This is a genomic window from Pseudomonas sp. GW822-FHT01E03 (genome assembly GCF_058802985.1).
Genome location: NZ_JBXAOQ010000009.1, coordinates 287,925 through 300,065, shown reverse-complemented (window position 1 = coordinate 300,065; position 12,141 = coordinate 287,925). Strand labels below are relative to the sequence as shown.

9 protein-coding genes and 1 tRNA gene are annotated in these 12,141 nt (G+C 61.1%); 5 read left to right on the top strand and 5 right to left on the bottom strand.

What is annotated here, in order from left to right; all coding sequences use genetic code 11:
* Positions 1-2: 2 nt before the first annotated feature.
* Positions 3-75, bottom strand: a tRNA-Val gene (locus AC1RP7_RS19880).
* A gap of 159 nt (positions 76-234) precedes the next feature.
* On the opposite strand from AC1RP7_RS19880, the gene rdgC reads away from it, so the two are divergent.
* The 3 genes from rdgC to sugE all read left to right on the top strand — a co-directional run bounded on the left by rdgC (position 235) and on the right by sugE (position 2,704).
* Positions 235-1,155 (top strand): recombination-associated protein RdgC, encoded by a 921-nt coding sequence (rdgC, locus tag AC1RP7_RS19875; RefSeq protein WP_007969735.1) that lies wholly within the window; start codon positions 235-237, stop codon positions 1,153-1,155.
* Between the two features lie 137 nt (positions 1,156-1,292).
* The gene (locus AC1RP7_RS19870; RefSeq protein WP_493181736.1) at positions 1,293-2,258 is read left to right on the top strand and encodes a bile acid:sodium symporter family protein; all 966 of its coding nucleotides are present in this window, start codon (positions 1,293-1,295) and stop codon (positions 2,256-2,258) included.
* A 131-nt stretch (positions 2,259-2,389) separates the two neighbouring features.
* Positions 2,390-2,704 (top strand): quaternary ammonium compound efflux SMR transporter SugE, encoded by a 315-nt coding sequence (gene sugE, locus AC1RP7_RS19865; RefSeq protein ID WP_007977599.1) that lies wholly within the window; start codon positions 2,390-2,392, stop codon positions 2,702-2,704.
* Positions 2,705-2,830: 126 nt separating this feature from the next.
* Here sugE and AC1RP7_RS19860 read toward each other — a convergent pair whose 3' ends face one another.
* The 4 genes from AC1RP7_RS19860 to AC1RP7_RS19845 form a co-directional block, all read right to left on the bottom strand.
* A complete protein-coding gene (locus tag AC1RP7_RS19860; protein ID WP_150814130.1) occupies positions 2,831-4,705 on the bottom strand; it encodes an MFS transporter in 1,875 nt (624 codons plus the stop codon).
* A gap of 110 nt (positions 4,706-4,815) precedes the next feature.
* The gene (locus tag AC1RP7_RS19855) at positions 4,816-5,967 is read right to left on the bottom strand and encodes a TDT family transporter (protein ID WP_493181734.1); all 1,152 of its coding nucleotides are present in this window, start codon (positions 5,965-5,967) and stop codon (positions 4,816-4,818) included.
* Between the two features lie 105 nt (positions 5,968-6,072).
* Positions 6,073-6,384: a cupin domain-containing protein gene (locus AC1RP7_RS19850; protein WP_493181732.1), complete on the bottom strand. Its 312-nt coding sequence runs from the start codon at positions 6,382-6,384 to the stop codon at positions 6,073-6,075.
* Between the two features lie 48 nt (positions 6,385-6,432).
* Positions 6,433-7,623 carry an MFS transporter gene (locus tag AC1RP7_RS19845; RefSeq protein WP_223532355.1) on the bottom strand — a complete coding sequence of 397 codons (1,191 nt, stop codon included), beginning with the start codon at positions 7,621-7,623 and terminating at the stop codon, positions 6,433-6,435.
* Positions 7,624-7,771: 148 nt separating this feature from the next.
* Between AC1RP7_RS19845 and AC1RP7_RS19840 the strand changes: the two genes are divergently transcribed.
* Complete coding sequence (locus AC1RP7_RS19840) at positions 7,772-8,308, top strand: TetR/AcrR family transcriptional regulator (RefSeq protein WP_493181731.1); 537 nt, start codon at positions 7,772-7,774, stop codon at positions 8,306-8,308.
* A gap of 216 nt (positions 8,309-8,524) precedes the next feature.
* On the top strand, positions 8,525-11,995 hold the full coding sequence (locus tag AC1RP7_RS19835) for a hybrid sensor histidine kinase/response regulator (RefSeq protein ID WP_493181729.1): 3,471 nt from the start codon (positions 8,525-8,527) through the stop codon (positions 11,993-11,995).
* Positions 11,996-12,141: the final 146 nt, after the last annotated feature.

Here is a 12,141-nt window from a genome sequence, read left to right as displayed (position 1 = left end):
GGTGGGTGATGACGGGATCGAACCGCCGACATTCTGCTTGTAAGGCAGACGCTCTCCCAGCTGAGCTAATCACCCTTCGCTTCGGTGTGGCGCGCATTCTACGGAGCGACCCAACCTCTGGCAAGCACTTTTTAAAATAATTTTCTCAGCCCTTCCAAAGGCTTAGAGAAAGGTTGGCCTATGGCACGGCGAAGACAATAATGCCCCCCTTTGTATAAAGGAGAGACTCACCCCATGTGGTTCAAAAACCTGCTTATCTATCGCCTGACCCAAGATCTGCCTGTTGATGCCGAGGCGTTGGAAACTGCACTGGCCACCAAACTGGCGCGCCCATGTGCAAGCCAGGAGTTGACCACCTACGGTTTCGTCGCGCCATTCGGCAAAGGCGAAGATGCACCATTGGTACACGTCAGCGGTGACTTCCTGCTGGTGTCCGCGCGCAAGGAAGAACGTATTTTGCCGGGCAGCGTCGTGCGTGACGCCGTCAAGGAAAAGGTCGAAGAGATCGAAGCCGAGCAAATGCGCAAGGTCTATAAGAAGGAGCGCGATCAGATCAAGGATGAAATCATCCAGGCCTTCCTGCCCCGCGCCTTTATCCGCCGCTCGTCGACCTTCGCCGCCATCGCGCCGAAACAAGGCCTGATCCTGGTCAACTCGGCCAGCCCGAAACGCGCCGAAGACTTGCTGTCGACCCTGCGTGAAGTGATCGGCACCCTGCCGGTGCGTCCGCTGACCGTGAAGATGTCCCCGACCGCGACCATGACCGAGTGGGTCACCACCCAGAAAGCCGCGGACGACTTCTTTGTGCTGGACGAGTGCGAACTGCGCGACACTCACGAAGACGGCGGCATCGTGCGTTGCAAGCGCCAGGACCTGACCAGCGAAGAAATCCAGCTGCACCTGAGCACCGGCAAAGTGGTCACTCAACTGTCCCTGGCCTGGCAGGACAAACTGTCCTTCGTCCTCGACGACAAAATGGTGGTCAAGCGCCTGAAGTTCGAAGACCTGCTGCAAGACCAGGCGGAACAGGACGGCGGCGACGAAGCCCTGGGCCAACTGGACGCCAGCTTCACCCTGATGATGCTGACCTTCGGCGACTTCCTGCCGGCGCTGGTTGAAGCGCTGGGTGGCGAAGAGACTCCGCAGGGGATCTAAGGACCAGCGATCTCCCCTGTAGGAGCGAGCCTGCTCGCGATGGTGTGTCAGATAAAGAGGGGTGACTGACACACCATCGCGAGCAGGCTCGCTCCTACAGGTGTTCTGTGGGGTTACTTAATAAAAAGGATCAGGCCATGCGCGCACTGGCTGCAGTAAGTCGTTTTGTCGGCAACACCTTCGCTTACTGGGTACTGATTTTCGCTGTCGTGGCGTTTCTGCAGCCGGCATGGTTCATCGGCCTCAAAGGCGCCATCGTGCCCTTGCTGGGGCTGGTGATGTTCGGCATGGGCCTGACCCTCAAACTCAAAGACTTCGCCGAAGTCGCTCGCCATCCTTGGCGCGTGGCCCTGGGCGTGGTTGCCCATTTCGTGATCATGCCGGGCGTGGCGTGGTTGCTCTGCCAGGTGTTCCACTTGCCGCCGGAAATCGCCGTCGGCGTGATTCTGGTCGGCTGCTGCCCAAGCGGCACCTCGTCGAACGTGATGACCTGGCTGGCCCGTGGCGACCTGGCGCTGTCGGTGGCCATCGCCGCCGTCACCACCCTCCTCGCCCCGCTACTGACCCCAGCCCTGATCTGGCTGCTGGCCTCGGCCTGGTTGCCGGTGTCGTTCATGGAGTTGTTCTGGTCGATCCTGCAAGTGGTGCTGTTGCCGATCGTGCTGGGCGTGGTTGCTCAACGGGTGCTCGGCGACAAGGTTCGCCATGCCGTGGACGTGTTGCCGCTGGTGTCGGTGGTCAGCATCGTGATCATCGTCACCGCAGTCGTCGCCGCCAGCCAGGCGAAGATCGCAGAGTCCGGTCTGTTGATCATGGCCGTGGTCATGCTGCACAACAGCTTCGGCTACCTGCTGGGCTATTTCACCGGGCGCCTGTTCAAGCTGCCTCTGGCCCAGCGCAAGTCCCTGGCCCTGGAAGTCGGCATGCAGAACTCCGGATTGGGTGCCGCGTTGGCGAGTGCACACTTCTCGCCACTGGCGGCGGTGCCGAGCGCCTTGTTCAGCGTGTGGCACAACATTTCCGGGGCATTGCTTTCGACGTATTTCCGCCGCATGAGCGAGAAACAGGATCGGGAAATGGCGGCGCAACAGGCCAGTAACTGACTCGCGATCTTGATCTAAAAACTTGATCCCCGGGTTAATGCTGGGCACTATATTGCGCAACGCGAGGACGACCTCGCGGCTCGATCGAGTCATTAATCAGGGGACGACCCCGTCAGACGATGGAGGTCTTCATGTCCTGGATCATTCTGTTTTTCGCCGGACTGTTCGAAGTGGGCTGGGCCGTCGGCCTCAAATACACCGACGGCTTCACCCGCCCGCTCCCCACTGTGTTGACCGTTGCGGCCATGGCTATCAGCCTTGGCTTGCTCGGCCTTGCAATGAAGGAATTGCCGCTGGGTACGGCCTATGCGATCTGGACCGGTGTCGGCGCCGTGGGCACGGTGATCGCCGGGATCATTCTGTTTGGCGAGTCCATGGCGCTGGTGCGGTTGGCGAGTGTGGCGTTGATCATTTCCGGGCTCGTTGGCCTGAAGGTCAGCGCTTAACTTTCAGACCGCCATCGCGAGCAAGCTCGCTCCCACAGGAATCGAAGGTGTTGCGACAATCTGCGACACACCGTGGATCCCTTGTGGGAGCGAGCCTGCTCGCGAAGCGGCCCGCGCATACAACCGCTATCTGACGGCCCCACGCAAATCCCCCACCAACGCCTGCAACTTGACCGGCTCCGCTACCTCAACCGCCACCGCCGGCCCTGCCACCAACGTCACCCGCGACCACAACCGGCGAAACAGCCCTTTACCGGGATCGCGGCTGAAGAAACTCCCCCACAACCCCTGCAAAGCCAACGGAATCACCGGCACCGGGGTCTCTTCGAGAATCCGCGTCAAGCCGCCCTTGAACTCGTTGATCTCGCCATCGGCGGTCAATTTACCCTCGGGAAAAATGCACACCAGCTCACCGTCCTTCAGATATCGGGCAATGCGCGTGAAGGCTTGTTCATATATCTGGATGTCTTCCTGGCGCCCGGCAATCGGAATCGTCCCCGCGGTACGGAAGATGAAGTTCAGCACCGGCAGGTTGTAGATCTTGTAGTACATGACAAAGCGAATCGGCCGACGTACCGCGCCGCCAATCAGCAAGGCGTCGACGAATGACACGTGATTGCACACCAGCAACGCCGCGCCTTCATCGGGAATCAAATCCAGATTGCGATGTTCGACGCGGTACATGGAATGGCTGAGCAGCCAGATCATGAAACGCATGGTGAACTCGGGGACGATCTTGAAGATGTAGGCGTTGACGCCGATGTTCAGCAACGAGACCACCAGGAACAGTTGCGGGATCGACAGCTTGGCCACACTCAGCAAGACGATCGAGACAATCGCCGACACCACCATGAACAACGCATTGAGGATGTTGTTGGCGGCAATCACCCGCGCCCGCTCGTTCTCGGCGGTACGCGACTGGATCAGCGCGTAAAGCGGCACGATATAGAAACCGCCGAAGACACCCAGGCCGAGGATGTCGAGCAACACCAGCCAGGCGTGGCCAAAACCGAGGATCTCGATCCAGCCATGGCCGGCGGCGCTTTCCGGTATTGAGCCGGAATGCCACCACAGCAGCAGGCCGAAAACGGTCAGGCCGAACGATCCGAACGGCACCAGACCAATCTCGACTTTGCGCCCGGAGAGTTTCTCGCACAGCATCGAACCCAATGCGATGCCGACCGAGAACACCGTCAGAATCAGCGTCACAACGGTTTCGTCGCCGTGCATCCATTCCTTGGCATAGGCCGGGATCTGCGTCAGGTAAATCGCCCCGACAAACCAGAACCACGAGTTGCCGACAATCGAGCGTGACACCGCCGGCGTTTGCCCCAGGCCCAGCTTCAACGTGGCCCAGGACTGGCTGAAAATGTTCCAGTTCAGGCGCATTTGCGGCGTGGCCGCTGCCGCCCGGGGAATGCTGCGGCTGGCCAGGTAGCCGAGCACCGCAATGCCGATGATCGCCGCGGACACCACCGGCGCGTAATGCGCCGAAGACATCATCACCCCGGCGCCAATGGTACCGGCCAGGATCGCCAGGAAGGTGCCCATTTCCACCAGGCCGTTGCCGCCTACCAGTTCATCTTCCCGCAGGGCCTGCGGCAGGATCGAGTACTTCACCGGCCCGAACAGCGCCGAATGGGTGCCCATGGCGAACAGCGCCAGCAGCATCAACGACAGGTGATCGAACATGAAGCCGACGGCGCCGACCGCCATGATGGCGATTTCCCCAAGCTTGATCAGGCGGATCAACGCGTCCTTGGCGAACTTTTCCCCGAATTGCCCGGCCAGGGCCGAGAACAGGAAAAACGGCAGGATAAACAGCAGCGCACACAGATTGACCCAGACAGAGCGGTCACCTTCGATGGTCAGCTTGTACAGAATGGCCAGGATCAACGACTGCTTGAACACGTTGTCGTTGAACGCCCCGAGGGACTGGGTGATGAAGAACGGCAGGAAGCGCCGGGTGCGCAGCAAGGTGAACTGTGAGGGGTGACTCATCTTCCATGTGTCCCTGGATTGTGGCTGGAGATCAGGTAAAGAATGGCCTGGATACAGTAATTGGAGTATCGAACGTCGATCCAGGCCACACCTTACCTAATCTTTGCCGGTTATTTCTTCAATCCGGCAATGCACGGCGAGACAAACAGCTCGCCACGCCAGGCACCCAGCACCGTGCGCTTGCCGACGATCAGCCACATCACCGCCAGCAACGCCACCAGCACACAGCCAAACACACTGAAGAACATCAGGTTCAAGGTACTGGCCAGTTTCAACGTCGCTAGAGAATAGACGCCCAGCGGGAAAGTGAAGCCCCACCAGCCGAGATTGAAGGGAATGCCGGCACGCAGGTAGCGCACAGTGATCAGCAACGCCATCAGCATCCACCACAGGCCGAAGCCCCACAGGGTGATGCCGGCCACCAGACCCAGTCCAGCTGCAATTTCACCGATTCCCGGCATGCCGTTGGCCGCGAAAATCAGCGGTGCATCGCCGCCCAGTACCAGCATGCCCAGCGCACCGGTGCCGATCGGGCCAAGGGCCAGCCAACTCGAGGCGGCCATGTTTTCGTGGGGCAGTTTATGCAGGGCCATGCGCAGCAACAGAATGGTCAGGATGCTGAAGGCCACCGGCAGGGAAAACGCCCAGAGCACATAGCTGGTCACCAGCATCACCAGTTGCGAATGAGCGTCTGCCAAATGCGGCGCCAACAGGCCCCCGCTGACGGCCGCCACTTCTGCCGCGACCACCGGCAACAGCCAGACCGCTGTCATCTGGTCAATGCTGTGCTCCTGACGGGTGAACATCATGTAGGGAATCAGCACGCCGCAGGCCAGCGACATGACCACATCCAACCACCACAGCACCTCGGCGAGGTGAATCACACCGTTGCCCCAGCGCGGCAGGCCAAACACCAGGAATCCATTGATGATGGTCGCCAGCCCCATGGGGATGGTGCCGAAAAACATCGAAACCGTGGAGTGACCGAAAATCCGCCGCGCTTCGTCGAAAAACAGCACCCAGCGCGCCGTGTATAGCGCCGTAAACAGCAGAAACAGAGCGATATTGAACAGCCAGAGGGCTTCGGCAAAGGCGTGCAAGGCAGGTGTGGCAACCGGCAACTGCGCCAGTGCCAACGCCAACACGCCGGTGCCCATGGTGGCCGCGAACCAGTTGGGGGTGAACTGGCGGATCACCTCGCGGGGATGCTGCAAATGACTGAAAGGCTTGATTCCGGGCTTGATGCTATTGGCGCATGTCATGGCGAACTCCTGTCCTCTTGTGAGGTAGAGCCCATGTTAGATCCGAATAGAATATCTATATAACGGGTAATATCTCTATATCTTATCGATATCACTTATATAGCGTCAGACACTCCCTTCCGATTCGATCACCAATATCCGAGCCGCTCCTACCGGATGCGCCACATGTTCAGTGCCAACCGAAGCATGAAAAATATCACCGACCTCCAGCAAAGCTTCCTGCTCCCCCCCTTCTTCGCGATAACGCATCCGGACCTGGCCATCGAGCACCACGAACACTTCCTCGCCATCGTTGACGTGCCACTTGTAGGGTTGATCGGTCCAGTGCAACCGCGTGGTGATGCCGTTCATGCTGGCGATGTCCAGCGCGGCCCAGGCACGCTCGCCAGTGAACGACTTGCTGCGGATGATCTTCATGGTCCGATCCTTCGAGTGAATTGAGTGGGTGCCAAGGCTAACTCAATTCTACCGATTGGCCTCGCAGACCCTGGCCGAACGTGATCGCAGTAGACTCGCCATTGCGCTGAGAGCCAGCACAATCAGCATCGCACCATAACCATCGGTCGTTGCCACCAGACCAAACGTCCGCTCCAGGTTCCCGGCCAGTAGCGCCGGGAGGCAGAACGCCAGATAACTCAGCGCATAATATGCCGACATCAACCCGGCGCGCTCATGGGGCAAGGCCTGCGGCACCAGACTGCGCACCGCCCCGAGGAAACCGGCGCCGAAACCGCAACCGGCGACCAGCGTGCCGAGGAAAAACAGCGGCAAACTGGCGCTGTGCACGCCCAGTAGAATCAGGGCGACTCCCGCCGGCAGCGAACAGGCGCCCAGTTGCAGCGCCTTGGTCACAGCCTGATTGCGCAGGGTGTAAATCATCAGGGCGCCGGTCACCGTCAATGCGGCGACGGTCGCCCCGCCAATCAGATTCGAGGTCGAGCCAGTCGCCGTGCGCACCAGCGAAGGTGCCAGCGACGCGTAAAAACCGCCGAGTGCCCAGACCGCCGTGTTGAGCGGCAACACCCGCCACAAAGTGGAACGTGCCTGAGCCGGCACATGCAGGGTCGGTCGCAAGGAGGCCCACACACCGGGCTGGCGCGAGACGCTTTCCCGCAATCGCCAGACATACACGGCCTGCATCGCGAACAGGGCCAGCAGCAGCCAGAAGGTCAAATGCAGCGGCGCGGGGGCAAACTCGGCCAACACACCACAACCCAGCGCCCCCAGAGCCATCCCGAGTAAAGGCGCGACGCTGTTGACCAGCGGCCCCTGCTCGCGGTCGGTGTCGAGCAGCGTTGCACTCAGAACCGCGGTTGCCATGCCGGTGGCGAACCCCTGCAGCACCCGGGCACTGATCAGCCAGGCGACGCTGTCGGCATGGATAAACAGCAACATCGCCAGGATGTTCAGCATCACCGCCGTAAAGATCACCGGTTTGCGCCCCAGGTAATCCGACAGCGAGCCGACCGTCAGCAACGCCGCCAACAGGCTGAGGGCGTACACGCCGAAAATCAGGGTCAAGGTCGCGGCCGAAAACTGCATCTGCTCCTGATACAGGTGATACAGCGGCGTCGGCGCAGTGGAGGCCGCCAGGAAACTGAGCAAGGTAACGGCCAGAAACCACAGGCTGGCACGATTTGAATGAGAACCGGGCATCGACACACTCCGCAAAAGCTAATTTTTTGCTTTTGCGGAGTGTGCTACTGGATCCCTCTTAAAGCAAATTCTTTGTGTTAAGGTCCGATGCATGGCTTTCAGGACCGGGTGCCAGCCGCAAGACCCGGTGCAATACAGGAAACACAGGATGACAGCTCCCACATTACGCCCCGGCGGCCGCAGCGCCCGGGTGCAAGAGTCGATTCATTCGGCCGTGCGCCAACTCCTTGAGGAGCAGGACCGCGCCAGCGTGACGGTGCCGCAAATTGCAGCGCGCGCGGGCGTCACACCGTCCACCATCTATCGACGCTGGGGCGATGTGTCGGCGCTGCTGGCAGACGTCGCCCTCGCCCGCATGCAGCCCGACAACGAACCGGCCAACACCGGCAGCCTTCACGGCGACGTGCGGGCCTGGGCGGAGCAGTACCTGGACGAGATGAGCTCCGAACCCGGCCGCAACATGCTGTGCGACGTGCAGGCGGCACTGAAGCCGAGTTATTGCGCGACCATCATTGGCGGGCAATTGCAGACGATTCTGGATCGCTATCCGGATGAGCCCAGGCCCAGTGTCGATCGGTTGATCAATCTGATCGCCGCGCCGACGGTGTTTCGCATCCTGTTTGCCGAGGCGCCATTGGAGCTTGAAGAACTGCATCGTTTGATCGAAATCGCGTTCAGCCAGTAAGTCCCCTATCGCGAGCAAGCTCGCTCCCACAGGGGGGGGCGAACACAGGGCAAATGTGGGAGCGAGCTTGCTCGCGAAGGGGCCAGTCCAGATACTGCAAATCCCACTGCGACACCCCGCCACGCCACGACCTTGGTCGACACTGACTAACGCTGGCGGTCGTGCGAGACTGTCTGTCCGGGCGGGAGGTCCGGATGTCTTTTGTCTGGAGTCCCCATGTCGCTGTCCACCGGGCTGATTGCCGTCGTCGCCCTGGCCTATATGGCCATCCTGTTCGCCATCGCCTTCTATGGCGACCGTCGCAGCGCGCCCTTGCCGCCGCGTGTGCGAGCGTGGGTGTATAGCCTGTCGTTGGCGGTCTACTGCACCAGCTGGACCTTTTTCGGCGCCGTGGGCCAGGCCGCCGAACAGCTCTGGTCGTTCCTGCCGATCTACCTCGGGCCGATCCTGTTGCTGGTCGGCGCGCCGTGGGTCCTGCAAAAAATGGTGATGATCAGCAAACAGGAGAACATCACCTCGATCGCCGACTTCATCGCCGCACGCTATGGCAAATCCCAGTCGCTGGCGGTGGTGGTGGCGCTGATTTGCCTGGTCGGTGTGTTGCCCTACATTGCGCTACAGCTCAAAGGCATCGTGCTCGGCGTGAACCTGCTGATCGGCGCCGGTGCCGACGCCATGGGCACCCGCGCCCAGGACACCGCTCTGATTGTGTCGCTGGTGCTGGCGCTGTTCACCATCGTCTTCGGTACCCGCAACCTCGACGCCACCGAGCACCACCGCGGCATGGTGCTGGCCATCGCCTTCGAATCATTGGTGAAGCTGTTCGCGTTTCTCGCCGTCGGTGCCTTCGTGACCTATGGCCTGTACGACGGTTTCGACGACCTGTTCGACCAGGCCATGCTTGCGCCGCGCCTCGAACAGTACTGGAAGGAAACCATCAACTGGCCATCGATGGTGGTGCAGACCGGTGTGGCGATGATGGCAATCATTTGCCTGCCACGGCAGTTCCACGTGACCGTTGTCGAGAACATCGATCCCCAGGATCTGCGCCTGGCCAAGTGGGTATTCCCGGCCTACCTCGCCCTCGCCGCCTTGTTTGTCGTGCCGATCGCCCTGGCCGGCCAGATGATGCTGCCCAGCTCGGTGTTGCCGGACTCGTTCGTCATCAGCCTGCCCCTGGCCCAGGCGCATCCGGCATTGGCTCTGCTGGCGTTTATCGGTGGTGCATCGGCCGCCACCGGCATGGTGATCGTGGCCAGCGTGGCGCTGTCGACCATGGTGTCCAACGACATGCTGCTGCCTTGGCTGCTGCGTCGCAACAACGCCGAGCGCCCGTTCGAAGTGTTCCGCCAGTGGATGCTGTCGGTGCGACGCGTCAGCATCGTGGTCATTCTGCTGCTGGCCTATGTCAGTTATCGCCTCCTGGGCTCGACCGCCAGCCTGGCGACAATCGGCCAGATCGCCTTCGCTGCCGTGACCCAGCTGGCCCCCGCCATGCTCGGCGCCCTGTACTGGAAACAGGCCAACCGCCGCGGTGTTTTCGCTGGCCTCGCCGCAGGCACCTTCCTGTGGTTCTACACCTTGATCCTGCCGATTGCCGCCCTCAGCCTCGGCCTGTCCTTGAACACGTTCCCGGGGCTGGCCTGGTTGCACAGCAATCCACTGAACCTGCCGATCACCCCGCTGACCCAGGGCGTGGTGCTGTCGCTGGCAGGCAACTTCACATTGTTCGCCTGGGTCTCGGTGCTGTCCCGCACCCGGGTTTCCGAGCACTGGCAGGCAGGTCGCTTCATCGGCCAGGAAATCAGCGCCCGCCCCAGCGCACGCTCGATGCTGGCAGTGCAGATCAATGACCTGCTGCAACTGGCGGCGCGCTTCGTCGGCGAAGAACGCGCCCGTCAAAGCTTCATCCGTTTTGCCTATCGCCAGGGCAAGGGCTTCAACCCGAACCAGAACGCCGACAGTGAATGGATCTCCCACACCGAACGCTTGCTGGCCGGTGTGCTGGGTGCCTCTTCGACCCGTGCGGTGGTAAAAGCCGCCATTGAAGGCCGCGAGATGCAACTGGAGGACGTCGTGCGCATCGCCGACGAAGCCTCGGAGGTGCTGCAATTCAACCGCGCCTTGCTGCAAGGCGCCATCGAGAACATCACCCAGGGCATCAGCGTGGTCGACCAGTCGTTGAAACTGGTGGCCTGGAACCGTCGCTATCTTGAACTGTTCAATTACCCGGACGGCTTGATCAGTATCGGCCGCCCCATTGCCGACATCATTCGCTACAACGCCGAGCGCGGATTGTGCGGCCCCGGCGAAGCCGAAGTGCACGTTGCCCGCCGCCTGCACTGGATGCGTCAGGGCCGCGCGCATACTTCCGAGCGGATGTTCCCCAATGGTCGGGTGATCGAACTGATCGGCAACCCGATGCCCGGCGGCGGCTTCGTCATGAGTTTCACCGACATCACCGCGTTCCGCGAAGCCGAACAGGCGCTGACCGAAGCCAATGAAGGCCTGGAGCAACGGGTCACCGAACGGACCCACGAATTGTCGCAGCTCAACGTTGCCCTGACCGAAGCCAAAGGCACCGCCGAGGCGGCCAACCAGTCCAAGACCCGTTTCCTCGCGGCCGTCAGCCATGACTTGATGCAACCGTTGAATGCGGCGCGGCTGTTCTCCGCCGCCCTCTCCCACCAGGAAGATGGTTTGTCCGGCGAAGCGCAGAAACTGGTCGGACACCTGGACAGTTCGCTGCGCTCGGCCGAGGACTTGATCAGCGACTTGCTGGACATTTCCCGCCTGGAAAACGGCAAGATCAATCCGAATCGCCAGCCATTCGCCCTCAACGAACTGTTCGATACCCTCGGTACAGAGTTCAAGGTGCTGGCGCGAGAGCAAAAACTGGAGTTCCGGGTTCGCGCAAGCACGTTACGGGTCGACAGCGACATCAAGTTGCTGCGACGGATTTTGCAGAACTTCCTGACCAACGCTTTCCGCTACGGCAAAGGGCCGGTACTACTGGGGGTTCGCCGGCACAAGGATCAACTGTGCCTGGAAGTCTGGGACCGCGGGCCAGGTATTCCGGAAGATAAACTGCAGGTGATTTTCGAAGAGTTCAAGCGCCTCGACAGCCACCAGACACGGGCCGAAAAAGGCCTCGGCCTGGGGCTGGCGATTGCCGACGGGCTATGTCGCGTGCTCGGTCATACTTTGCGCGTACGTTCCTGGCCGGGACGCGGTAGCGTGTTCAGCGTCAGTGTGCCGCTGGCCCGGGCGCAAACCGCAGCGCCGGTCAAGGTCGCCGAGCTCAATGGCAAATTGCTCAATGGCGCGCAGGTGCTCTGTATCGACAATGAAGACAGCATCCTGATCGGCATGAACAGCCTGCTCAGCCGCTGGGGTTGCCAGGTCTGGACCGCGCGCAATCGCGAGGAATGCGCCGCGTTGCTTGGCGAAGGCATGCGCCCGCAATTGGCGCTGGTGGACTACCACCTCGATCATGGCGAGACCGGAACCGATTTGATGGCCTGGTTGCGCACGCAAATGGGCGAGCCGGTCCCTGGCGTGGTAATCAGCGCCGATGGCCGGCCGGAGACGGTCGACCTGGTGCATGCCGCGGGGCTGGACTACTTGGCCAAGCCGGTGAAACCGGCGGCGTTGCGGGCGTTGTTAAGCCGGTACATACCGTTGTAACGAGGTTCAACACAGCCTCCTGTGGCGAGGGGGCTCGCCCCCGTTGGGCTGCGTAGCGGCCCCAAACCATTCAATGAGCCTCTTCAGATAAAACGCGTTGCCGGACTGACGACTGCTGCGCAGCCGAACGGGGGCAAGCCCCCTCG

Bases quoted from the DNA above. Each gene is read 5' to 3' on its own strand.
- rdgC (WP_007969735.1), top strand. From the start codon at position 235: ATGTGGTTCAAAAACCTGCTTATCTATCGCCTGACCCAAGATCTGCCT.
- AC1RP7_RS19870 (WP_493181736.1), top strand. From the start codon at position 1,293: ATGCGCGCACTGGCTGCAGTAAGTCGTTTTGTCGGCAACACCTTCGCT.
- sugE (WP_007977599.1), top strand. From the start codon at position 2,390: ATGTCCTGGATCATTCTGTTTTTCGCCGGACTGTTCGAAGTGGGCTGG.
- AC1RP7_RS19860 (WP_150814130.1), bottom strand. From the start codon at position 4,705: ATGAGTCACCCCTCACAGTTCACCTTGCTGCGCACCCGGCGCTTCCTG.
- AC1RP7_RS19855 (WP_493181734.1), bottom strand. From the start codon at position 5,967: ATGACATGCGCCAATAGCATCAAGCCCGGAATCAAGCCTTTCAGTCAT.
- AC1RP7_RS19850 (WP_493181732.1), bottom strand. From the start codon at position 6,384: ATGAAGATCATCCGCAGCAAGTCGTTCACTGGCGAGCGTGCCTGGGCC.
- AC1RP7_RS19845 (WP_223532355.1), bottom strand. From the start codon at position 7,623: ATGCCCGGTTCTCATTCAAATCGTGCCAGCCTGTGGTTTCTGGCCGTT.
- AC1RP7_RS19840 (WP_493181731.1), top strand. From the start codon at position 7,772: ATGACAGCTCCCACATTACGCCCCGGCGGCCGCAGCGCCCGGGTGCAA.
- AC1RP7_RS19835 (WP_493181729.1), top strand. From the start codon at position 8,525: ATGTCGCTGTCCACCGGGCTGATTGCCGTCGTCGCCCTGGCCTATATG.